At 74.5% G+C, this 23,359-nt stretch carries 17 protein-coding genes and 1 riboswitch; of the genes, 9 read left to right on the top strand and 8 right to left on the bottom strand.

The features are described from left to right. Window positions 1–222: class II aldolase/adducin family protein (locus A2U95_RS32355; protein WP_240957165.1), on the bottom strand; the 222-nt coding region annotated here is incomplete at its 3' end. 320 nt (window positions 223–542) lie between these two features. Here A2U95_RS32355 and A2U95_RS02030 point away from each other — a divergent pair. Then, window positions 543–1,577 (top strand): LacI family DNA-binding transcriptional regulator, encoded by a 1,035-nt coding sequence (locus A2U95_RS02030; RefSeq protein WP_206282930.1) that lies wholly within the window; start codon window positions 543–545, stop codon window positions 1,575–1,577. 85 nt (window positions 1,578–1,662) lie between these two features. Here A2U95_RS02030 and A2U95_RS02035 read toward each other — a convergent pair whose 3' ends face one another. Further along, window positions 1,663–4,068: an excinuclease ABC subunit UvrA gene (locus A2U95_RS02035; RefSeq protein ID WP_166020523.1), complete on the bottom strand. Its 2,406-nt coding sequence runs from the start codon at window positions 4,066–4,068 to the stop codon at window positions 1,663–1,665. A 231-nt stretch (window positions 4,069–4,299) separates the two neighbouring features. On the opposite strand from A2U95_RS02035, the gene A2U95_RS02040 reads away from it, so the two are divergent. The 3 genes from A2U95_RS02040 to A2U95_RS02050 all read left to right on the top strand — a co-directional run bounded on the left by A2U95_RS02040 (window position 4,300) and on the right by A2U95_RS02050 (window position 7,687). Then, entirely contained in the window at window positions 4,300–5,394 is a 1,095-nt protein-coding gene (locus tag A2U95_RS02040; RefSeq protein ID WP_166020524.1) for a hypothetical protein, read from the top strand. Between the two features lie 178 nt (window positions 5,395–5,572). Further along, window positions 5,573–5,935, top strand: coding sequence for a peptidoglycan-binding protein (locus A2U95_RS32360; RefSeq protein ID WP_240957166.1), 363 nt, complete (start codon window positions 5,573–5,575; stop codon window positions 5,933–5,935). A 204-nt stretch (window positions 5,936–6,139) separates the two neighbouring features. Further along, on the top strand, window positions 6,140–7,687 hold the full coding sequence (locus A2U95_RS02050; RefSeq protein ID WP_166020526.1) for a S8 family serine peptidase: 1,548 nt from the start codon (window positions 6,140–6,142) through the stop codon (window positions 7,685–7,687). Window positions 7,688–7,738: 51 nt separating this feature from the next. Here A2U95_RS02050 and A2U95_RS02055 read toward each other — a convergent pair whose 3' ends face one another. Then, window positions 7,739–8,362, bottom strand: coding sequence for a histidine phosphatase family protein (locus A2U95_RS02055; RefSeq protein ID WP_166020527.1), 624 nt, complete (start codon window positions 8,360–8,362; stop codon window positions 7,739–7,741). A 295-nt stretch (window positions 8,363–8,657) separates the two neighbouring features. On the opposite strand from A2U95_RS02055, the gene A2U95_RS02060 reads away from it, so the two are divergent. The 5 genes from A2U95_RS02060 (at window position 8,658) to A2U95_RS02080 (ending at window position 16,782) form a co-directional block, all read left to right on the top strand. Further along, the gene (locus A2U95_RS02060; protein ID WP_206282795.1) at window positions 8,658–10,076 is read left to right on the top strand and encodes a condensation domain-containing protein; all 1,419 of its coding nucleotides are present in this window, start codon (window positions 8,658–8,660) and stop codon (window positions 10,074–10,076) included. A gap of 23 nt (window positions 10,077–10,099) precedes the next feature. Continuing rightward, window positions 10,100–10,212, top strand: a riboswitch (cobalamin riboswitch). 42 nt (window positions 10,213–10,254) lie between these two features. Next, the gene (gene cobN / locus A2U95_RS02065; protein WP_206282932.1) at window positions 10,255–13,839 is read left to right on the top strand and encodes a cobaltochelatase subunit CobN; all 3,585 of its coding nucleotides are present in this window, start codon (window positions 10,255–10,257) and stop codon (window positions 13,837–13,839) included. Next, window positions 13,836–14,579, top strand: coding sequence for a precorrin-6A synthase (deacetylating) (cobF, locus tag A2U95_RS02070; RefSeq protein ID WP_206282796.1), 744 nt, complete (start codon window positions 13,836–13,838; stop codon window positions 14,577–14,579). Before cobN ends, cobF begins: the two co-directional genes overlap by 4 nt. Continuing rightward, the gene (locus A2U95_RS02075; protein WP_206282797.1) at window positions 14,576–16,057 is read left to right on the top strand and encodes a cobyric acid synthase; all 1,482 of its coding nucleotides are present in this window, start codon (window positions 14,576–14,578) and stop codon (window positions 16,055–16,057) included. The genes cobF and A2U95_RS02075 overlap by 4 nt, the downstream gene beginning before the upstream one ends. Further along, on the top strand, window positions 16,054–16,782 hold the full coding sequence (locus A2U95_RS02080; RefSeq protein WP_166020530.1) for a cobalt-precorrin-6A reductase: 729 nt from the start codon (window positions 16,054–16,056) through the stop codon (window positions 16,780–16,782). Before A2U95_RS02075 ends, A2U95_RS02080 begins: the two co-directional genes overlap by 4 nt. Before the next feature lie 12 nt (window positions 16,783–16,794). On the opposite strand, the gene A2U95_RS02085 is transcribed toward A2U95_RS02080, so the two are convergent. Genes A2U95_RS02085 through A2U95_RS02105 form a run of 5 tightly spaced genes read right to left on the bottom strand, consistent with a single transcriptional unit; the run spans window position 16,795 to window position 23,348 of the window. Then, on the bottom strand, window positions 16,795–17,172 hold the full coding sequence (locus tag A2U95_RS02085) for a cupin domain-containing protein (RefSeq protein ID WP_166020531.1): 378 nt from the start codon (window positions 17,170–17,172) through the stop codon (window positions 16,795–16,797). Window positions 17,173–17,183: 11 nt separating this feature from the next. Next, on the bottom strand, window positions 17,184–18,140 hold the full coding sequence (locus A2U95_RS02090; protein WP_166020532.1) for a cobalamin biosynthesis protein: 957 nt from the start codon (window positions 18,138–18,140) through the stop codon (window positions 17,184–17,186). Next, on the bottom strand, window positions 18,125–20,584 hold the full coding sequence (locus A2U95_RS33530; protein WP_206282798.1) for a bifunctional hydrogenobyrinic acid a,c-diamide synthase/histidinol phosphate aminotransferase CobBC: 2,460 nt from the start codon (window positions 20,582–20,584) through the stop codon (window positions 18,125–18,127). The genes A2U95_RS02090 and A2U95_RS33530 overlap by 16 nt, the downstream gene beginning before the upstream one ends. After that, window positions 20,578–21,192, bottom strand: coding sequence for a cob(I)yrinic acid a,c-diamide adenosyltransferase (gene cobO, locus A2U95_RS02100; RefSeq protein WP_166020533.1), 615 nt, complete (start codon window positions 21,190–21,192; stop codon window positions 20,578–20,580). The genes A2U95_RS33530 and cobO overlap by 7 nt, the downstream gene beginning before the upstream one ends. Continuing rightward, window positions 21,192–23,348: a VWA domain-containing protein gene (locus A2U95_RS02105; protein ID WP_206282799.1), complete on the bottom strand. Its 2,157-nt coding sequence runs from the start codon at window positions 23,346–23,348 to the stop codon at window positions 21,192–21,194. Before A2U95_RS02105 ends, cobO begins: the two co-directional genes overlap by 1 nt. Between the last annotated feature and the right edge of the window lie 11 nt (window positions 23,349–23,359).

The raw sequence follows: 23,359 nt of genomic DNA on the forward strand, positions 1-23,359 counted from the left end.
GTGTCCCTCGACGACCCGGCCGTCGTCGAGGGACACCACGACCAGGTCCTCCTCGGTGAGGTCGTCGTAGGAGACTCCGGAGGGCTTGATGACGAAGACTCCCGCCTCCCGGTCCACGCCGCTGACGTTCCCCCAGGTGAGGGTCGCGAGGCCGGCCTCGGGTATCCGGAGGTTGGCCGCCAGCACCTCGCGGCGCAGGTCCTCGAGGGGAGTTTGGTTCACTACGCTCTCACCGTCCTTCCAGGGGCGGCGGCAGTTCTCCGCGGGAATTTCGCGGGGACCCTGCGGCCGGTTATGGGTGGGCCTGAGAATTGTGAGCGCTAACATGGCGCTGACTCAAGGGTGGAGACAAAATTGCGGCGTGCGGTTGACGGTTCGCCGGGTTCATGATGTGAGCGCTCGCATCGAGCGTTCGCGGTACGGCCGCATACCGGTCCGCGATCCGGGGTGCCGCGTCGCGCGGGACGGCACCCCGGGACCGGCCGCCCATCGAGGAAGGAAGAGGATTGATCCAGATACCGGACGGCTCCAAGGCGCCCACGATGGCGGACGTCGCCCGGGTCGCCGGCGTGTCCCACCAGACGGTCTCGCGCGTGATCGGCGGTCACCCGAACGTCAGCGCCAAGACCCGCGCGGCGGTGACGGAGGTCATCGAGCAGTTGGGCTACCGCCGCAATTCGGCGGCCCGGGCGCTCGCCACCCGGCGGACGCACACGCTCGGGGTCATCGCCGTGAACACCACGCTGCACGGGCCCGCCAGCACGCTGGCGGGGGTGCAGGAGGCGGCGCGTGAGCGCGGGTACCTGACCTCCGCCGTCACCCTGCGGGCGGCCACGCAGGAGGCGCTCACCGAGGCGGTCCAGCACCTCGCGGGGTGGGGGGTGGAGGGGATCGTCGCCATCACCCCCTGGCGTGACGCCGTGCGGGCACTGGCGGCGCTCGACGCGCCGTGCCCGGTGGTCACCGTGGAGGGCGGTCACGACCTGGATCTGCCGGGGGTCTCCCTGGACCAGGACCTCGGGGCCCGCATGGTGACGGAGCACCTGCTGACGGCCGGCCACTCCACCGTCTGGCACGTGGCGGGACCCGCCGACTGGCTGGAGAGCGAGGCGCGCACGGCCGGCTGGAGGGCCGCGCTGCGGGACGCCGGGGTGGAGGAGCCGCCGTTGCTGCGCGGCGACTGGAGCCCTCTGTCGGGGTACCAGGCGGGCCAGCAGCTCGCGGGCCGGGTGCTGGCGTCTCCCGGGCAGGGCGACGGCCTCACCGCGGTGTTCGTCGCCAACGACCAGATGGCGCTCGGGGTGCTGCGGGCGTTCCGGGAGGCCGGGCTGCACACTCCCGCCGACGTGGCGGTGGCCGGTTTCGACGACATCCCCGAGGCGGAGTTCTTCCCGCCGCCGCTGACGACCGTGCGGCAGGACTTCGCCTCGCTCGGGCGCAGCAGCATCGGACTGCTGCTGGAACACATCGAGGGCACGGCGGAGGGCACCACCCACCTCACGCTGGCCCCGGAGCTGATCGTGCGCGCGAGCACCGCCCGGCGGCGGCCGGCTGAACGGCCGGCGGCGGCCGGCTGAACGGCCGGCGGCGGGCACGCGGACCCGCCCGGGCCGGCCGCCGCACCGGCCCGGCGGGCACCGGGGACGGCGCCCGGGCCACGGGTCAGGGCGCGGTGTAGGCGGCCAGGTGCTCGGCCGTGAGGGTGGACGCGGCGCCGACCAGGTCGGCGGGGGTTCCCTCGAAGACGACATGGCCGCCCTCGCGGCCGGCGCCCGGACCGAGGTCGATGATCCAGTCGGCGTGCGCCATGACCGCGAGGTGGTGCTCCACCACGACGACCGACTTGCCCGAGTCGACGAGGCGGTCGAGCAGGGTCAGCAGCTGCCCCACGTCGGCGAGGTGGAGGCCGGTGGTGGGTTCGTCGAGCACGTAGACGCCGCCCGGGTCACCCATGTGCGTGGCCAGCTTGAGGCGTTGGCGCTCTCCGCCGGAGAGGGTCGTCAAGGGCTGGCCGAGGGTCAGATAGCCCAGACCGACGTCGTCGAGCCGGGTGAGGACCCGGTGCGCGGCGGGCGTGCGGGCCTCGCCGGAGGCGAAGAAGTCCAGGGCCTCGGACACCGGCAGGGCGAGGACCTCGCTGATGTCCCGGCCGCCCAGGCGGTACTCGAGGACGGCCGGCTGGAACCTCTTGCCCTCGCAGTCCTCGCACGGCGTGGAGACGCCCGCCATCATCGCCAGGTCGGTGTAGACCACGCCGGCTCCGTTGCAGCCCGGGCAGGCGCCCTCGGAGTTGGCGCTGAACAGGGCCGGCTTCACGCCGTTGGCCTTGGCGAAGGCCTTGCGGATCGGCTCGAGGAGACCCGTGTAGGTCGCGGGGTTGCTCCGCCGGGAACCGCGGATCGCGCCCTGGCCGACGGACACCACTCCTGCCCCGTCGCCGAGGGGCGTGCCCACCAGCGAGCCGTGGACGAGGGAACTCTTGCCGGAACCGGCGACGCCGGTGACGACGACCAGGACACCGAGCGGGATGTCGACGTCGACGTCCCGCAGGTTGTGGGCCCGGGCCCCGCGGATCTCGAGCCGGCCGGTGGGGACGCGCACCTTCTCCTTGAGGAGGGTGCGGTCCTCGAGGTGGCGTCCGGTGACGGTGCCGGCCGCGCGCAGCCCTTCGACGGTGCCCTCGAAGCAGACGGTGCCGCCTTCGGTGCCCGCGCCCGGACCCAGGTCGACGACGTGGTCGGCGATCGCGATGGTCTGCGGCTTGTGCTCGACGACCAGGACGGTGTTGCCCTTGTCGCGCAGGCGCAGCAGGAGGTCGTTGACCCGCTGGATGTCGTGGGGGTGCAGGCCGACGGTGGGCTCGTCGAAGACGTAGGTGACGTCGGTGAGGCTGGAGCCGAGGTGGCGGATCATCTTGACGCGCTGCGCCTCGCCGCCCGACAGGCTGCCGGTGGGGCGCTCCAGGGAGAGGTAGCCGAGGCCGATCCCGACGAAGGAGTCGAGGACGCCTCGCAGGGAGGCGAGCAGGGGAGCCACGGCGGGCTCGTCGAGACCGGCGACCCACGCGGCGAGTTCGCCGATCTCCATGGCGCAGAGGTCGGCGATGTTCCGGCCGCGGATGCGGGAGGACCGCGCGCTCGCGCTCAGACGGGTGCCGTCGCACTCGGGGCAGCTCACGAAGGTGACCGCACGGTCCACGAACTCGCGGATGTGCGGCTGCATCGCGTCGCGGTCCTTGGAGAGGATCGACTTGCGGAGCTTGGGGATGAGGCCCTCGTAGGTGAGGTTGGCGCCTTCGACCTTGACCTTGACCGGCTCGTGGTGGAGGAAGTCCTCCATCTCCTTCTCGGTGAACTCGCGGATGGGCTTGTTCGGGTCGAGGAGGCCCGACGCGGCATAGGTCCTGACCGTCCACCAGCTGTCGGACTTCCACCCCGGGATGGTGAAGGCCCCTTCGGCGATCGACTTGGAGTCGTCGTAGAGCTGGGTGAGGTCGATGTCGGAGACGGTGCCGCGGCCCTCGCAGCGCGGGCACATGCCGCCGGCGCGGGAGAAGGTCTGCTTCACGGTCCTGGCCGTCCCCCGCTCGACGGTGATCGCGCCGGCGGCGCGCACGGAGGGGGTGTTGAAGGAGAAGGCGCTCGGAGGGCCGATGCGGGGCTCACCGAGCCGGCTGAAGAGGATGCGCAGCAGCGCGTTGACGTCGGTGACGGTGCCGACGGTGGAGCGGGGGTCCGCGGCGATGCGTTCCTGGTCGACGACGATCGCGGTCGTCAGCCCTTCGAGGACGTCGACGTCGGGGCGGGCCAGGGTGGGCATGAAGCCCTGGACGAACGCGCTGTACGTCTCGTTGATCAGCCGCTGGGATTCCGCGGCGATGGTCTCGAAGACCAGGGAGCTCTTGCCGGAGCCGGAGACGCCGGTGAAGACCGTGAGGCTGCGTTTGGGGATGTCGACGCTGACGTCCCGGAGGTTGTTCACCCGGGCCCCGTGCACGCGGATCACGTCATGGGGAGCGGGGACCGGTGTGTGCGGTCCGTTCTGGGCCGGGACTGCGGCTTTGCTCACGACGGGCTCCCACGCGGCAGAAGGACGGGTCGGCTCGGGCACGGGGCCACGGTAGACGCCGCCGCCGACAACGTCCGCGGATCGCCCGCACGCGCACGATCCTGTCGCCGGCGGTCGGCGGTCGGCGGTCGGCGGTCGGCGGTCGGCGGGACCCCACCGCACTGATCCGTACGGAACAGGCGTAGGGCGCGGTGACGGAGCCGGGCGGCGGCTCTCGGCGATAGTCGGCACATGTCGAACATCTGGGGAAGGCGGGAAGTCCGGGAGACCGGCAGACGGGAGAAGGGGCTCTGGGAGCTCAGGGAAGGTCTTTCCTCGCGCATCGGTGAACTCGACGCGCTGCTGCAGGCCGAGCGGGAGGGCGGCGGTGCGCAGCCCGGCCCGGAACGGGAAGCGCTGACGGCCCGGGCCTTCGAGGAACTGGACGAGGCGCGGGAGACGCTCCGCCATTCCCACCGGCGCAGACAGCCGGCGGCGCACCTCGCGGTGGCGCAGGCCCACTACGACACCGCGTACTCCCTGATGCTGCGTCTGACTCCGCCGGAGAAGATCGCGGCCATGCTCCCCGGACTGCTGGCCTTCGTGCGGGAGCACCTCGCGGTGAGTGACGAGCGGAGGGTCCAGACCGAGCAGATCGCGCTGTCCGTGCTGGCGGGCGGCGTCCTCGACGACGCCCGGCGACAGGTCCTCGTCGACGCGACGAGCGTCGCGCGTCAGGCGCACCTGAAGGAGACCCTGCGGGTCCGGAGCTTCACCCAGATCGTCTACGGGATCTCCGCCGTCCTCGCCGTGGTGGTGATCCTGGTCGGGGTGGTCGGGGCGCTGTCGCCGAGGATGGTCCCCCTGTGCTTCGAGCCGAAGGGCGTCGGAGTCGTGTGCCCGACGGGCAGCGCTCCCGCGCGGGCCGTGCGGCCCGGGCAGGACGTGGACGTGGTGATCGCGCAGGTGGTGTCCCGGTGGGACTACGCCGTCGTGCTGTTCGTGGGCATGGTGGCGGCCGCCATCGCCGCGGCGGCGTCGCTGCGGCGGATCAGGGGCAGTTCCACGCCGTACAACGTGCCGGTGGCGCTGGCGATGCTGAAGCTGCCGACGGGGGCGCTGACGGCCGTGCTGGGGCTCCTCCTGATGCGCGGGGAGTTCGTCCCCGGGCTGCAGTCCCTGGACTCTTCCGCACAGATCATCGCCTGGGCGGTGATCTTCGGGTACGCGCAGCAGCTCTTCACGCGGTTCGTCGACACCCAGGCGCAGAGCGTGCTGAATTCCGTCGGAGGGCCTGGCAAGACGCCCGCGAAACAGTCTCGTGATCCGCAGGGCCCTCCGGCCTGAAATGTTGACCGGGCAATCACGTCACCCCCTCCGACCGGTTTCGGAGGGAATTCCCGGAAAGCGGCCGGAGAACTACTCTGGAAGCATGACGACACGACATCTGACACGACACGAAACGTATTACACGGTACAAGCCGGGGATACTCTCACGGCCATCGCGAAGCACTATCGCACGACCGTGAAGCAGCTCCAGATATGGAACGACATCCCCAACCCGAACATCATCAGGGTCGGGCAGCGGCTCGTCGTCGCCAAGCACCACTCCTCCGAGAGCTACGTCCCGTTCCCCGGCAAGGAATGGTTCGCGAGCGTGCCGAACAGTCCCGTCATCGTGATGATGGGCTACCGGCTGGTCGACGAGGGGTGCGACTGCTATCCCGACGGCGTGGAGGGCATCGGCCCGCGCTGGGACGAACACCACCGGGATTCCTACGCCATGTGGCAGCGCAAGCTGGGATTCACCGGAGCGGACGCGAACGGCGTGCCGGGGCGCGTGTCCTGGGACAAGCTGCGTGTGCCCGTTCCCGTGGAGGGCGGCTGAGACGTCGGGTTCCCTCTTCCCGCACCCGCCGGACGGAGAGGGGCCCGGGAATTCTTCGACGCGGTGAATTTTGAAGGGGCAACGGGGTGCTCGTGCCGCGCATTTCCGGCGCACGGAATTGCGGGCGTCCGCGGCGAAGAGGAGGCTGGACACTGAAGGGGATTCCCGCAATACGCCCTGTGCGGGTGTGGAGGGGCGAGCGACATGACACGCCAGTACTACCAGCGCGGCCGGCTCCTGGAGGCCGAGGAGATCGACGGGGTCGTGGCGGTGAAGATAAGCGCGGACGCCCCCGGCGGCCCCACGGGAATCGGTGCGGAACTCGGCACGGCGGCGCTGGAGAGCATTCGCGACGCCGGTGTGGAGGAGGACGTCTCCGAGGCCTTCGCCCGCGCCAACTGGGTGCTGGTGCGGCCCGCACCCCACGTCCACGAGGCGTTCACCACCGGCGAGCCGCTGCCCGGCGCGGAGGCGACCGGGACGGTGGTGCGGCGGCCCAACGGCAGGATCGGCATCGCCACCGACGAGCTCACGGTCCGTCTGGATCCCGCCCTGTCCGAGGAGGAGGCGGAACGGGAACTGGCGGCCGCCCGTCTGACCACGCTGCACAGGCTCGCCTTCGCGAAGAACCTGTACCAGGTGCGCGCCCCGTCCGGTCTGGACTCCCTCGGCGCCTCCGTGCGACTGCACGAGAACGACCGTTTCCTCTTCGCCGAACCGGCCTTCGTGGAGCACATGCCCGCCCGGCTGCGGCCCACCGGCTCGCGTTACGCCCGGCAGTGGCAATGGCACAACACCGGCACCGACGGCGGCGTTCCCGACGCCGACGTCCACATCGAACCCGCGTGGGACCACACCCTGGGAGCCGGTGTCCGGGTCGCCGTCATCGACAACGGTTTCGACACCCTCCACCCGGACCTGACCGACGGCCTCGACCCCCTGTCGGGTCATTACACCGAAGGGGCCGACGGGACCACCTTCACCCGGGGCGCGGCGGGGATGCCCGACAGCGACCACGGGACCTTCTGCGCCGGCATGGTGGGGGGCCGGCTCGGCAACCCCTCCGGCGGGACCGGCGCCGCTCCCGAGTGCGACCTCCTCCTGCTCGCCTGCCTGCCCGACCAGGTCGGCACCCAGACCACACTCGCCCGCGCCGTCGCCTACACCGCCGACCCGTCGACCGAGACCGGCTCGGCACGAACCGGCGACGGGGCGGACGTCCTCGTGTGCAGCCTGGGCCCCAACGAGGCGGACTGGGACCTCACCACCACCCTGGAACTCGCCCTGGAGTTCGCCGCCGCGAACGGCCGCCGGGGCAGGGGACTCCCCGTCTTCTGGGCCGCCAGCAACGGCCGCAACGTCGACATCGGCAAGGACGAGGTCGTCTCGCACCCCGACGTCATCGCCGTCGTGCGCTCCACCAACCAGGACCGCGAGGACCAGGCCGCGCGCGGCCCGGAGGTCGAACTGATCGCCCCCGGCGTCAACGTCCTCAGCACCACCTCCGGCGGGGGCTACGGCACCGACACCGGCACCAGCTTCGCCGCTCCCTGCGCCGCCGGCTGCGCGGCCCTCGTCCTCGCCGCGAACCCCGGCCTCACCCGCGACCAGCTCCGCGGCATCCTGCGCGACACCGCCGACAGGATCGGCCCGCCCACCGTCGAGTACGACGCCGACGGCCACAACGACGACTACGGCTTCGGCCGCGTCAACACCATCGAGGCGCTCCGCGCCGCGCAGGCGGTCTCGTGACGGGCGTTTCCGGCGCCGCGCGCCCCCGGTCGTCCGGGGGCGGGAGCGGCGTCAGACGTGGAGTTCGGGCGGCAGGCCGGTCCAGCGCAGCGACTCCGGCAGGTGACGGGTGTCGTTGTAGGTGAGGAGGGCCGGGGGGCGGTCCGGGGTGTAGCGGATGACGGTGAGGCCCGCGTTGGCGTGGTCGAGGCCGATCCACCGGCCGGGCGGGGCGTCCAGCGCGGCCCGGACCAGCCAGCCGATGAGGAAGTTGTGGGTGACCACGAGTTCGTGCCGGGGGCCGTCCTGGTCCGCCGGTCCGGTGAAGCGGTCGAGGGCCTCCCGGGCCAGTCGCGGGCCCTGTTCGCGCTCCGCGGCGGGGAAGGAGGCCAGGAACTCGAGGATCCCGTCCGCGGACGCGGGGTGCAGTTCCTCCCGGGCCGGGAGGTGGGGGACGTAGTCCCCGGCCGGATCGCACGGATGGGCGGTCACGCCGCCGAGCCGGGCGGTGATCAGGGCCGCGGTCTCGGTGGTGCGGGGCAGCGGGCCGTGGTGGACCGCGGCGAAGGGGACGCCGCGCAGGCGTTCGCCGAGGAGGGTGGCCTGGCGGCGGCCGCGCTCGGTGAGCGAGGTCTCGTCCGCGGCGGCCTCGCCGTGGCGCGTGAGGTGGAGGAAGCGGTCGGAGAGGACGGGCACGCGGTGACTCCTGCGGTTGTCGGATGACGGACCGCCGCGAACCGCCCTGCCTTCCGGCGATCTTGGCGTCAGTGGGTTCCGACGCGCCTTCCGCCGCCGTGGTTCCGGAACGCCCCGGACCCGTTTCCTCGCTCTCCGCCGTCTCGTTGGACATGCGTTGGACAAGCCCGGGCGGATGAGGCCCCGTGGGCGGTCGGCGGGAACGGGGGCTCGTGTTCTCCGTCGGGAGCCGGACCGGTGGACGGGCCGGCGAACGGTTCCTCCCTCTCCGCCCCCTACGAAGGGATACGCCCCGGTGCGAGTGACCGACATCCAGCGATGCGACGTGCGTCCCGGACTGCTCGTCGAGTGGACGCTCAGTCCGGAGACCGTCGAGGCGGCCGCGGGCCTGCCGGAGGACTCCCGGCCGCCGGCGTACGTCCAGGAGTCGCACATCAGGACGGCACGGTCGGTGCGGGAGGACGGGCTGTTCGTGCCGACGTGGGTCGGCGCGGCGTTCGACGTCCCCGGGAACGTCGACCTCGGGGCGCTCCAGCGGGCGCTGCACCACTGGACGTTGCGGCACGAGACGCTGCGCAGCGGCTTCCGCTGGGACCGGGGGACGATGCGCCGGTTCACGCTGGACGCCGGCGCGGTGCGGCTGCGCCGCGAGGTGGTGGGCGAGTTCACCGGGGCGAGGGAACTGGTCGACCACCTGCAGGACCGGTTCGACGTCGCGGCGGACGCGCTGGACTGGCCGAACTTCATCTACGCGGCGGTGGTCCGGGAGGACTGCGCCAGTGTGTACATGGCCTTCGACCACAGCAACGTGGACGCGTACTCGCTGCACCGGATCCCGGCCGAGGTGCAGGAGTTCTACGCGGCGGCCGTCGAGGGCCGGGAGGTGGCGCAGCCGCCGGCGGGCAGTTACGTCGACTTCTGCGAGGCGGAGCGCGCGGACGCCGACCGCGTGGACGACAGCCACGGGATCGTGGCGCGCTGGCGGGAGTTCGTGTCGCGGTGCGACGGGCGGCTGCCCGGCTTCCCGGTCGACCTGGGGCTGGACGCGGAGGGCAAGCTGCCGACGCAGAAGCTGATGCAGGACATGCTGGCGGACGCCGGGGACGCGGCGGGCTTCGAGGCCTTCTGCCGGCCGTTCGGCGGCAGCCTGGTGGGCGTGCTGGCGGCCACGGCGGTGATCGTCCGGGAGATCTCCGGCACGCGGGTGTACCGGACCGTGGTGCCGTTCCACACCCGGGCGAAGTCGCAGTGGCAGGACTCGGTGGGCTGGTACGTGGGCGGGGTGCCGATCGAGGTCGACCTGTCGGACGGGGCGGGGTTCGAGGAGGCGCTGCGGCGGGTGCGCGCCGAGCTGCGCGAGAACCGGCGGCTGGCGCGGATGCCGATCGCCCGGGTGCTGCGCCTGCTGGGTTCCGAGTTCCGTCCGCGCTCGCCCGACCTGTACTCGATCGTGTCGTTCGTCGACGGCCGTCCGGTCCCCGGATCGGAGCGGTGGGACGAGCTGCACGCGTACGGGCTGCTGCGGGTGTCGTACGGGGACCAGGTGTGCGTGTGGGTGAGCCGGGTGCACGAGGGTCTGCAGTTCGCCGCCCGGTACCCGGACACCGGACCCGCGCTGCGGAGCATGGAGGCCTATCTGGAGCGGCTTCGGGAGATCGTCTCGGAGGTCGCCCGGCCGGCGGGCGGGGCTCGTGGGGAGGGGGCCCTGGTGTGAGAGCGGGCGTCACCCGGTTAGGGTGAGGGCCCACTGCTCGTGGTGCAGGAACCCGGTGAGAGTCCGGGGCGGTTCCGCCACTGTGTCGTTCCCCTCGGGGACGCAGCCAGACACTGACCACGGGTCGTCCGACCGTCGTACGGGGCGAGAACCCCGGGGGAGGAACACGGCCTTGACCGTGCCTGTTGCGCTGCTGTCCACGTCCGACACCGATCTGCTCTCCGCGCGGGCCAGTGGCGCCGCCTACGTGTGGGCGAATCCGTCCCGGGCCTCCGACGAGGAACTCTCCGCCGCGGTGGAGGGCGCCGCCCTGGTGGTGGTGAGGCTGCTCGGCTCTCCGCAGGACCTGTGGCCGGGACTCGCGGCCGTCCGCGAACGGGGGACGCCCCTCGTCGTGCTGGGCGGGGAGCTCCAGCCGAGTGCCGAGCTGATGGAGCACTCGACGGTGCCCGTCGGGGTGGCCGCCGACGCGCACCGGTACCTCGCGGAGGGCGGGCCGGCGAACCTGCGGCGGCTGCACGCCTTCCTCTCCGACACCGTGCTGCTCACCGGTGAGGGCTTCGACCCGCCGGAGGCGGTGCCGCTGTGGGGGTTCGCCCGGCGGGACGTTCCGGTGGACGAGGGCCTGCCGCGGGTGGGGATCCTCTACTACCGGGCGCACGAGGCGGGCGGCAACGCGGCGTTCGCGCACGCGCTGGCCGACGCGGTGGACGCCACGGGCCGGGGCGTGGGCGTTCCGGTGTTCGCGGGGTCGCTGCGGTCGGCGCCGGACGAGCTGTACGAGGCGCTGGGCGCTTTCGACGCGCTGGTCGTGACCGTGCTGGCGGCCGGCGGGAGCGTCCCCGCCTCCGCGAGCGCCGGCGGCGACGACGAGGCGTGGGACGTCGAGCGGATGGCCGCGCTGGACGTGCCGGTGCTGCAGGGGCTGTGCCTGACGAGCTCGCGGGCCGAGTGGGAGGCGTCGGAGGACGGCGTCACTCCGCTGGACTCGGCGAGCCAGATCGCCATCCCGGAGTTCGACGGGCGGATCATCACCGTGCCGTTCTCCTTCAAGGAGATCGACCGGGACGGCCTGCCGCGCTACGTGGCGGACCCCGAGCGGTGCGCCCGTCTGGCGGGGATCGCGGTCGGCCACGCCCGGCTGCGGCACGTGCCGAACGGGCGGAAGCGGATCGCGGTGGTGCTGTCGGCGTACCCGACCAAGCACTCCCGCATCGGCAACGCGGTCGGGCTGGACACGCCCCGCTCGGCGGTGCGGCTGCTGCGCCGGCTGCGTGAGGAGGGCTACGACCTGGGCGCGCCCGGCGACCTGCCCGGTCTCGACCTGCCCGACGACCAGGAGGCGGGGGACGCGCTGATCCACGCGGTGATCGCGGCGGGCGGGCAGGACGAGGAGTGGCTGACCTCCGGCCAGCTCACCGACGCCCATGTGCGGATCACCGCCGAGGAGTACGCGGCGTGGACGGCGGACCTGCCCGCCGGGCTGCGGGACGCGATGACCGGGGCGTGGGGCCCGGCCCCGGGCCGGCTGTTCGTCAACGAGGCCGGGGAGATCGTCCTCGCCGCGCTGCGCGCGGGCAACGTGGTGGTGCTGGTGCAGCCGCCGCGCGGCTTCGGGGAGAACCCGGTGGCGATCTACCACGACCCGTCGCTGCCGCCGAGCCACCACTACCTGGCCGCGTACCGCTGGCTGGAGAACGGTTTCGGCGCGGACGCCGTGGTCCACCTGGGCAAGCACGGGTCGCTGGAGTGGCTGCCGGGCAAGAACGCCGCGCTGTCCGCGTCCTGCGCCACCGACGCGGCACTGGGCGGGATGCCGCTGGTCTACCCGTTCCTGGTGAACGACCCCGGCGAGGGGGCCCAGGCCAAGCGCCGGGCGCACGCCACGGTGGTCGACCACCTGATACCGCCGATGGCGCGCGCCGAGTCCTACGGCGACATCGCGCGCCTGGAGCAGCTGCTGGACGAGCACGCCAACATCGCGTCGATGGACCCGGCGAAGCTGCCGGCGGTCCGGGGCGAGATCTGGTCCCTGTTGCGCGCGGCGGAGCTGCACCGGGACCTGGGGCTGGAACAGCGGCCGGACGACGAGGAGTTCGACGACTTCCTGCTCCACGTCGACGGCTGGCTCTGCGAGATCAAGGACGCGCAGATCCGGGACGGCCTGCACGTGCTGGGCGAGGCGCCGACGGGTGAGGCGCGGGTCAACCTGGTGCTGGCGATCCTGCGGGCCGCCCAGGTGTGGGGCGGGGTCGGCGGCGCCGTGCCGGGGCTGCGGAAGGCGCTGGGGCTGAAGGACGACGAGCGGCTGGACACGGTCGACGGCGTCGAGGCGCGGGCGCGCGAGCTGGTGGAGCGGATGGAGGCCGCGGGCTGGGACCCGGCGGCGGCCGCCGCGCTGCACGACGACCCGCAGGTGCGGCGGGTCCTGGAGTTCGCCGCCGAGCAGGTGGTGCCCCGGCTCGCCCGGACGACGGAGGAGCTGGACCACGTGGTCCACGCGCTCGCGGGCGGCTACGTGCCGGCCGGCCCTTCGGGGTCCCCGCTGCGCGGTCTGGTGAACGTGCTGCCCACCGGGCGGAACTTCTACACGGTGGACCCGCGGGCGGTGCCGTCGCGGCTGGCCTGGCAGACCGGCCAGGCGATGGCCCGCTCGCTCGTGGAGCGGCACCTGCAGGAGACCGGGGACTACCCGGAGTCGGTCGGCCTGTCGGTGTGGGGCACGTCGGCGATGCGGACCTCCGGCGACGACGTGGCCGAGGTGCTGGCGCTGCTGGGCGTGCGGCCCGAGTGGGACGAGGCGTCCCGGCGGGTGTCGCGGCTGGAGGTGGTGCCGCTGGAGGAGCTGGGCCGTCCCAGGATCGACGTGACGGTGCGGATCTCGGGTTTCTTCCGCGACGCCTTCCCCCACGTGGTGGCGATGCTGGACGACGCGGTGCGGATGGTCGCCGTGCTCGACGAGCCGGACGAGCGGAACTTCGTGCGGGCGCACGCCCGGGCCGATCTGGCGGTGCACGGGGACGAGCGCCGGGCGACCACGCGCATCTTCGGCTCGAAGCCGGGCTCCTACGGGGCGGGCATCCTGCAGCTGGTGGAGTCGGGCAGCTGGCGTGACGACCGCGACCTCGCCGAGGTGTACACGGCGTGGGGCGGCTTCGCCTACGGCCGGGGGCTGGACGGCGTGCCGGCCGCGGAGGACATGCGCGCCAACTACCGCCGGATCAAGGTGGCGGCGAAGAACATCGACAGCGCCGAGCACGACATCGCGGACTCCGACGACTACTTCCAGTACCACGGCGGCATGATCGCCACGGTGCGCGCGCTGACCGGCGCCGACCCCAAGGCGTACGTGGGCGACTCGACGACGCCGGACGCGGTGCGCACCCGGACGCTGGCGGAGGAGACGGCCCGGGTGTTCCGCGCCCGGGTGGTCAACCCCCGCTGGATCGCGGCGATGCGCCGCCACGGGTACAAGGGCGCGTTCGAGCTGGCGGCGACCGTCGACTACCTCTTCGGTTTCGACGCCACGGCCGGCGTGGTGCACGACTGGATGTACGAGAAGCTGGCCGCCGAGTACGTCCTCGACGAGGAGACCCAGGAGTTCCTGCGGCGCTCCAACCCGTGGGCGCTGCACGGCATCGTGGAGCGGCTGCACGAGGCGGCGGAGCGCGGTCTGTGGGCCGAACCCGATCCGGAGACCCTGCGGGCCATGGCCGAGGTCTACCTGGAGGTCGAGGGCGAGCTGGAGGAGCGGTCCGAGTGAGCGTCGCGGTGAGGGTGCGGATCCTCGGCATCGGCATGGGGCCGCGGCACCTGACGGCCGAGGTCGTGGAGGCGCTGCGGGGCTGCGACTACGCGGTGGCGGCCCGCAAGTCCGAGGACGACGGGCTGCTGGAGACGCGGCGCGCGGTGTGCGGGGCGCACGGCGTGGAGCTGGTGGAGGTGCCGGACCCCGAGCGCGACCGGCGCGATCCGAAGGACTACCCGGGGGCGGTCGCGGCCTGGCACGAGGCGCGGGTGGCCGCCTACGAGCGGGTGCTGGCCGCCCGCGGCGGCACGGCGGCGTTCCTGGTGTGGGGCGACCCCTCGCTGTACGACTCGACGGTGCGGATCGTGGAGCGGATCGCGGCGCGGGGGGTGGTGCCGGTGGAGTACGACGTGCTGCCGGGGGTGGGCGCGCCGCAGCTGCTGGCGGCGCGGCACCGGATGGTGCTGCACGAGGTGGGGCGGCCGGTGCACGTGACCACGGCCCGCCGGCTGGCCGCGGCGGTGGCGGAGGGCCAGGAGAACATCGTCGTGATGCTGGGCGCCGAGCCCCGGTTCGACGGGCTGGAGGACTGGTCCGTGTGGTGGGGCGCCAACCTCGGCACGGACACCGAGGAGCTGGTGGCCGGTCCGGTCGGTGAGGTGCTGCCCGAGATCGCGCGCGCCCGCGCCCGGGCGCGGGAGGCGGCCGGATGGGTGATGGACGTCTGTCTGCTGAGGAAGGGCGCGGGGGCATGAGCGGGCTGCTGGTGGCGGGGACCACCTCGGACGCCGGGAAGAGCGTGGTGACGACGGCGCTGTGCCGGGCGTTCGCGCGGCGGGGGCTGCGGGTGGCCCCGTACAAGGCCCAGAACATGTCGAACAACTCGATGGTCTGCCGCGGCCGCGACGGGGTGACGGCGGAGATCGGGCGTGCCCAGTGGGTGCAGGCGGTGGCGGCGCGCGCGGTGCCCGAGCCGGAGATGAACCCGGTGCTGCTGAAGCCGGGGACGGACCGGCGCAGTCACGTGGTGCTGATGGGGCAGCCGGCCGGGGACGTGTCGTCGGCGGACTGGGAGACGGGCCGCAGGCATCTGGCCGAGGCGGCGCACGCCGCCTTCGACGATCTGGCCGCCCGGTACGACGTGGTGGTGGCCGAGGGGGCGGGGAGCCCCGCCGAGATCAATCTGCGGGCGGGCGACTACGTCAACATGGGGCTGGCCCGGCACGCGCGGCTTCCGGTGGTGGTGGTCGGCGACATCGACCGGGGCGGGGTGTTCGCCTCGATGTACGGAACGGTGGGGCTGCTGGAGCCTGCCGACCAGGCGCTGGTCGCCGGGTTCGTCGTCAACAAGTTCCGCGGTGACGCGGGACTGCTGCGGCCCGGGCTGGAGGATCTGGAGCGGCTCACCGGTCGCAGGGTGTTCGGCGTGCTGCCGTGGGATCCGGGGCTGTGGCTGGACTCGGAGGACGCGCTGGACCTGGAGGGCCGGCGGGCACGCGGGGACGCGGTGCGGCGGGTGGCCGTGGTCCGGCTGCCGCGCGTCAGCAACTTCACGGACGTGGACGCGCTCGGGCTGGAGCCGGACCTCGACGTGGTGTTCGCGTCGGGGCCCCGGGACCTGTCGGACGCGGACCTGGTGGTGCTGCCGGGGACCCGGTCGACGCTGGCCGACCTGGCGTGGCTGCGGTCGCGGGGGCTGGACCGGGCGGTGGTGGAGCACGCACGGCGGGGCCGGCCGGTGCTGGGGATCTGCGGAGGGTTCCAGATGCTGGGGCGCGTCGTCGCCGATCCGGACGGGGTCGAGGCGGAGCCGGGGGCGCGCGCGGAAGGGCTGGGACTGCTCGACGTGCGGACGGACTTCGCGGTGGAGAAGACGCTGCGGCTGCCGGAGGGGTCGGCCCTGGGGGCGCCGGCGTCCGGGTACGAGATCCATCACGGGCGGATCACCGTCGGCGACGGGGCCGTGGAGTTCCTCGGCGGCGCGCGGGCGGGCAACGTGTTCGGGACGATGTGGCACGGAAGCCTGGAGGGGGACGCCTTCCGGCGGGCGTTCCTCGCCGAGACGCTGGGGTGCGCGCCGTCGGGGGTCCGGTTCGCCGCCGCGCGGGAGGGACGGATCGAAGGGCTGGCCGATCTGGCGGAGAAGCACCTCGACGTCGACGCGCTGGCCGGGCTGGCGCGGGACGGGACGCCGGGTGCGCTTCCGGTGCTGGCGCCCGGAGGTGTGCGGTGAGGCTGCTGCTGCTGGGCGGGACGGCCGAGGCCCGGGAGCTGGCCGCCCTGCTGGTGGACGCCGGGGTGGAGGTGACGACCTCGCTCGCGGGGCGGGTCGCCCGGCCGCGCCTGCCGGTGGGGACGGTGCGGATCGGCGGTTTCGGCGGCGTGCCCGGGCTGCGGGCGGCGCTGGCCGACTACGACGTCGTGGTGGACGCGACGCATCCGTTCGCCCAGGGCATGAGCGCCAACGCCGCGGTCGCGTGCGGGAGTTCGGGGGTGCCGTTGCTGCGGCTGGAGCGGCCGGCCTGGGACCCCGATCCGGCGTGGACGTACGCCTCCTCGCACGAGGAGGCCGCCGGGCGCGCCGCCGGGCTGGGCGGTCGGCCGTTCGTGACGGTGGGGCGGCAGGAGCTGGCGCGCTTCGTGCCCGCGCTGGGGGCACGTGCCGTGCTGGCGCGGGTGGTCGACGTGCCGGACCTCCGGCTCCCGCCCGCCTGGCGGCTGCTGACCAGCCGGGGGCCCTACGTCCTGGACGGCGAGCTGGAGCTGTTCCGCGAGCACGACGCCGATGTGCTGGTGACCAAGGACTCCGGGGGAACCTACACCTGGCCGAAGATGGAGGCGGCGCGACTGCTCGGGGTTCCGGTGGTGGTGGTCCGCAGGCCCCGCGGCACGGACGGTGTGCCGGTGGTGCACGACGTGGCCGAGGCGTTCGCCTGGGTGCGGGAGCAGGAGGGCTGACCGCTCCTGCGCTCAGGCGGTCCCGGCGGCGGGCACGGCGTAGCCGGGGACGGACGGCCATCGCACGGTGAGCACCACCGACTCCTCCTCCGCGCACCACGAGTGGTCCACGCCCTCGCCCCAGACGACGTAGTCGCCCTGGCGTTCCAGCACGACGCTGCGGCCGGGGAACTCCACGCGGAAACGTCCGCTGATCAGGACCTGCAGTGCGGTGCGCTTCTCGCCCCGCACCCACCGGGCACGGGTGTCGCCCCGCGGGTGGACGCCCCACTTGATCTCCACGGCTTCGCTGTGCCGCGGGTCGTCCGCGTCCTTGAAGTGCCCGAGCAGCCAGCCCCGGTCCAGGGCCGCGTCCTGGCCGGCGTTGCCGACGTACACGCTGTCGTCCATGGCTGCGGACACTAACAGCTCCGCCGCGCCGGCCCGCGGCGCGAGGCCGCCGCGGTCACCGCGGCGGTGACGGCCGCGGCCAGGGCGACGCGCCGGGCCAGGGCGGTGGCCCGGGGGATGTCGGTGGGCGCGGGGGGCGGGCCGTCGCCCATGACGGCCCGGTGCTCGGTTCCGGAGGCGTACCGGTTGGTTCCGCCGAGGCGGACGCCCAGGGCGCCCGCGAACGACGCCTCGACGACGCCCGCGTTGGGGCTGGGGTGGGCGGCGGCGTCCCGGCGCCAGGCGCGCAGCGGCCCGGCGGGGCCGGTCGGCGAGGCGGCGGCGGTGAGCAGGCCGGCGAGGCGGGAGCCGGGCAGGTTGAGGAGGTCGTCGAGGCGGGCGGAGGCCCAGCCGAAGCGCTCGTGGCGCGGGGTGCGGTGGCCGACCATGGCGTCGAGGGTGTTGGCCGCCCGGTAGGCGAGCAGCCCCGGGACGCCGGTGACGGCTCCCCAGACCAGCGGCGCGACGACGGCGTCGGAGGTGTTCTCGGCGACGGACTCGACCACGGCGCGGGCGATCTGCCCCTCGTCCAGGGTCGTGGTGTCGCGGCCCACCAGGGAACGGAGCCGGGTGCGGGCGGCGGGCAGGTCGGCGGCTGCGAGGTGGTCGTGGACCGCGGCCGCCTCGCGTTCCAGGGAGCGGCCGCCGAGGACCGCCCAGGTGGCCAGCGCGGTGGCGGCAAGGTGGGCGGCGGGGTGGCGGGCGGCGGCCCGCTCCACCGCCGTGCCCAGGGCCGCGGCGCCGCCCACCAGCAGGAGCGTGTGGACGGCGCCGCGGGCGCGGGAGTCGGCGTGCAGCCGTCGCTCCAGGGAGGCGGCGACGGTTCCGAAGCCGGCCACCGGGTGGAAGCGGCGCGGGTCGCCGAGGAGCCGGTCGGCGGCGTGGCCGAGCAGGAGGCCGGCCGCCCGGGTGTTCACGCGGTGGCGCATGCCCGCACCTCCGTCAGGGCGTCGAGGAAGCGGCGGCCGGTCTCCGGCGGGCGGACCGCCAGGCGGATCCAGGAGCCGTCCAGGCCGGGGAAGGTGTCGGCGCGCCGGACGGCGACGCCGCGTTCGCGGAGCAGGCCGTGGACCCCCTCCCCCGGCCGGGCCAGGACGAAGGGCGCGGCGGACGGGACGAACGGCACGCCCTGACGTGCCAGGCCCTCCTGGAGGAACTCCCGCCACTGCGTGAGCCGCCGGGCGCGCGACAGGGCCTCGGGAAGCGCCTCGGCGGCGGTGCAGGCGACGGTGGCGGCGACGGCCGGGGACGACAGCGACCACGGGGTCTGCGCGCGGGCCAGTTCCCGCACGACGTCCGGGTCGCCGACGACGTAACCGGCCCGGATGCCGGGGATCGACCAGTGCTTGGTGAGGCTGCGGATCACCAGGAGTCCTCCGGCCCGGTCGTCGGCCAGGGACTCCGGTTCGCCGGGGACGGCGTCCATGAACGCCTCGTCGACGACGACCAGGCGGCCCGGGCGGCGCAGCGCGCGCAGGGTGGCGGCCGGGTGGAGGACGCCGGTGGGGTTGGTGGGGTTGCCGATCATCACCAGGTCGGCGTCCTCGGGGACGGCGGCCGGGTCGAGGGCGAAGCCGTCCTCGGGGCGGCAGAGCACGGTGGTGACGGTGTGTCCGGCCTGTTCCAGGGCGGCGTGGGGCTCGGTGAACTGCGGGTGGACGACGACGGGCCGCCGCCAGGGGCGCAGGCGGGCCACCAGGGTGAAGGCCTCGGCGGCGCCGGCGGTGGGCAGCGCCTCGCCGGGCGGCCGGTGGTGGCGGCGGGCGACGGCCCTGCGGGCGGGCTCCGGGTCCGGGTAGGCGGCCGCGTCGGCGATGCCGTCGTGCAGGGCGCGGTCGAGCCAGTCGGGCCGGTCGCCGCAGTAGACGTTGACGGCGAGGTCGAGGAGTCCGCTGCGGGCCTCGACGTCGCCGTGGTGGCGCAGCGGGTCGGCGACCGCGCTCGTGGGGGCGGCGGGCGCGGTGTTCCCCGGCCGCGTGGCGGCGGCGAAGCGGGCGGCGAGGTGGGGGTGTCCGGCCCAGTGGACGTGCAGGTAGGAGGCGTGCAGGGTCGCGGTGGCGAAGCCCTCGGGCCGGCCGTCGATCTCCCAGGCGGGCGTGCCGGCCGAGGCGCCGGGGGTGGTGCGCGTGCGGTGGAACTCGTGTCCGGTGACCCGCTCCCCCGCCCGGGTGAGGAGGGTGTCACCGGGCGAGACGGCGTGCGGGTAGCGGAGGGTGAGGCGTTCGGTCATCCGGGCGTGGGCGGGGACGGCGCCGGCCATGGGGGTGTCGTCGAGGGTCTTCGCGAGGTAGAGCAGGCCGGCGCACTCGGCGACGGTGGGCACGCCGTCGCGGACCGCTTCCCGGATCTCGGCCAGCAGCGGCGTGTTGGCGGCGAGTTCGGCCGCGTACACCTCGGGGAAGCCGCCGCCCAGGTAGAGGCCGCGGGTGCCGGGGGGCAGGGCGGGGTCGGTCAGCGGATCGAAGGGGACGACCTCGCAGCCGGCGGCGGTGAGGAGTTCCTCGGTCTCGGTGTAGCGGAAGGTGAAGGCGCGGCCTCCGGCGACGGCGACGACGGGACGTCCGCCCCCGCGCGGTGCGGTCACCTCCTGCGCCGGGTCCCAGGGCCGGGCGTGGAGCGGGGGCGCGCTGCGCGCCAGGGCGAGGACGGCGTCCAGGTCGACCTGGCGGGCGATGCGCTCGCCGAGCCGCCGGACGGCGCGGGCGGAGCCGGCGCGTTCGGAGGCGGGCACCAGGCCGAGGTGGCGGGAGGGGGCGGCGATCTCGTCGTCGCGGGGGACGACGCCGAGCACGGGCAGCCGCAGGGAGCGGCGTATCTCGGCGACGTTCCGTTCGGAGCCGGCCTTGTTGAGGATGACGCCGACGACCTCGACGGCGGGGTCGTAGACGGCCATGCCCTCCACCAGCGCGCCGACCGAGCGGGACATGCGGGAGACGTCGACGACGAGCACCACGGGGGTCCGGGTGAGGGAGGCGACGTGGGCGGAGGAGGCGAAGCCGTCACCGCCGATCCGCCCGTCGTGCAGGCCCATCACGCCCTCGACGACCGCGACGTCGGCGCCGCGCGCCCCGTGCAGGAGGAGCGGCGCCACCCGGTCCTCGCCGGCCAGGTGGGGGTCGAGGTTGCGGCCGGGACGGCCGGTGGCGAGGGCGTGGTAGCCGGGGTCGATGTAGTCGGGGCCGGTCTTGTGGCCGCTGACGGTGAGCCCGGCGTCGCGCAGGGCGGCCATCAGGCCGGTGGCGACGGTGGTCTTGCCCTGCCCGGTCATCGGGGCCGCGATCATGATCCGCGGCAGGTCCACGGGGACCGGGGCGCCGTGGGACCGGCTCGGGCGGTGCGGATCGTGCGGGTCGTGCGGAGGGTGCGTCACCATTCGATGCCTCGCTGGCCCTTCTGCCCCGCGTCCATGGGGTGCTTGACCTTGGTCATCTCGGTGACGAGGTCGGCGGCCTCCAGCAGCTCGGGGGCGGCGCGGCGGCCGGTGATCACGACGTGCTGGCGGCCGGGCCGCTCGCGCAGGGTCGTGACGACGTCGTCGACGTCGATCCAGCCCCAGGCGAGGGGGTAGGTGAACTCGTCGAGGACCAGCAGGTCGTAGGTCTCGTCGGCCAGCCGGCGCTTGATCTCGGCCCAGCCCTCGACGGCGGCCGCGGCGTGGTCCTCGGCGTCGCCCTGCTTGCGGGTCCAGGACCAGCCGGAGCCCATCTTGTGCCAGTCGACGGGACCGCCCTCGCCGGTCTCCTCGTGGAGCCGGCCGAGGCGTTCCAGGACGGTCTGCTCGCCGATGCGCCACTTGGCGGACTTGACGAACTGGAAGACCCCGATCCGCCAGCCCTGGTTCCAGCCGCGCAGGGCGAGGCCGAAGGCGGCGGTCGACTTGCCCTTGCCGTCGCCGGTGTGGACGACGAGGAGGGGCTTGTTGCGGCGCTGGCGGGTGGTGAGGCCGTCGTTCGGCACGGCGGCGGGCTGTCCCTGGGGCATCAGGCGGCCCTCTCTCGGACGGCGGTGCTCAGCGCGTCGGCGCTGACCTCGCGGACGGGCAGGTGGTCGGCGTGCAGGCGGGCGGCCAGGTGGGCGGCCAGGCCGAGGCGGAGGGGTCCTGACTCGCTGTCCACGACGACGGTGCTGACGCCCAGGGAGGCGACCTGGTCGGCGGCGGCCAGCGAGCGGGCGACGGCGTCCTTGCCGCCGGTGGCGCGGCCGTCGGTGACCACCACCAGCAGGGGGCGCAGCCGCGGGTCGCGGCGGCGTTCGCGGGCGACGACGCGGGCCGCCTCCAGCAGCCCCTCGGCGAGGGGGGTGCGGCCGCCGGCCGGGAGGCCGTCGAGGCGGGCGGCGGCGATGTCGACGGAGTGGGTGGGCGGCAGGGCGAGTTCGGCGTCCTGGCCGCGGAAGGTGATCAGGCCGACCTTGTCGCGGCGGCGGTAGGCGTCGAGGAGTAGGGAGAGGACGGCCGTCTTGACCTGGGTCATGCGCTTGCGCGCGGCCATGGAGCCCGAGGCGTCGACGCAGAAGAGGATCAGGTTGGCCTCGCGGCCTTCCCGGACCGAGGTGCGCAGGTCCTCCGGGCGCAGCCGCAGCGGGCCGGCGGCGCGGACGGAACCGCTGCGGGCGGCACCGGCGCGGGCCGCGGCGGCGCGCACCGTCTCGACCAGGTGCAGGGACCCCCGGGCGCCCCGGTGGCCGGGCCTGTCGGCGCCGATCCTGCGGCCGCGGGCGCCCAGGGCGCGGCTGCGGCGGCCGTCGGCGCCCTCCCCGGTGCCGCGGACGGTGAGGAGGCGGGGGCGGTAGGGGGCGGTGGCCTTGACGGTCGTCTCGGCGGCGGGGGCCGTGCGACGGGGGCCGTCCGGGGCCTCGTCGCCGGCGGTGCCCGGGGCGGCCCCGTCGGGGAGGGCGGGGGTGCCGCCGGGCTGCGGGGTGCTGTCGGAGTCCGCCGCGCCCTCGGGTCCGTGCGTGCTCCCGCCGGACCTCGTGCCGTCGCCGGGGCCGTCCGTGGGGCCGCCCCCGTCGGGGCCGTCCCCGCCGGGGCCGGCGTCGGGCCCGTCCGGTCCGCCGTCGGCGGGCGGGGGCGGCGTCGTGCCGTCCGGCGGGTCCGGCGGGAGTTCGTCGTCGCCGAGTATCCGGTCGAGCAGCTCCTCGTCGAGCCCCGGCGCGTCGAAGGGGTTGCGGCGCCGGCGGTGCGGCAGGGCGAGCCGGGCGGCGCGGCGGATGTCGTCGCGGGTGACGGTGGTGCGGCCGGCCCAGGCCGCGTGGGCGACGGCGGTGCGCGCGGTGACGATGTCGGCGCGCAGCCCGTCCACGTCGAACGCGGCGCATATCTCGGCGATCTTGTGCAGGGCGGCGTCCGGGAGCCTGACCTCGCCCAGTCGCGAGCGGGCGGCGGCGATGCGGGCGGCGAGGGCCTCCTCCGACGGGCGGTGGCGGGCGGCGAAGGCGGCCGGGTCGGCGTCGTAGGCCATGCGGCGGCGCACCACCTCGGCGCGCGGGGCGGGGTCCCGGGGCGCGGCCACCTCGACGGTGAGGCCGAACCGGTCCAGGAGCTGCGGACGGAGTTCGCCCTCCTCGGGGTTCATGGTGCCGATCAGCAGGAACCGGGCGGCGTGCTCCATGGAGAACCCGTCGCGTTCGACGGTGACCCGGCCGGTGGCGGCGGCGTCGAGGAGGAGGTCGACCAGGTGGTCGGGGAGGAGGTTGACCTCGTCGGCGTAGAGGATGCCGCGGTGGGCGCGGGCCAGCAGGCCGGGCTCGTAGGCCACCTTGCCGTGGGAGAGGGCCTGTTCGAGGTGGAGGGAGCCCAGGACGCGGTCCTCGGTGGCGCCGACGGGGAGTTCGACGAGGCGGACCGGGCGGCTCTCCAGGGGGCCGCCGGGCTCGAACGGCCCGTCCGGGGAGGCGTCGTCGGGGTCGGCGGGGTCGGTGGAGAAGCGGTCCGCGGGGTGGACGTCCACGGGCGGCAGCAGGGCGGCCAGCGCGCGGGCGGCGGTGGACTTGGCGGTGCCCTTCTCGCCGCGGACGAGGACGCCGCCGATCTGCGGCGAGATCCCGGTGAGGATCAGGGAGAGGCCGAGGTCGTCGGGTTCGCCGGCGTCGCAGCCGACGATCGCGGAGAAGGGGTAGTGCGAACGCACCAATGGCATGTGAGGCTCCC

This window comes from Streptomyces chilikensis, from assembly GCF_001642695.1.
GTDB classification, from domain to species: domain Bacteria; phylum Actinomycetota; class Actinomycetes; order Streptomycetales; family Streptomycetaceae; genus Streptomyces; species Streptomyces chilikensis.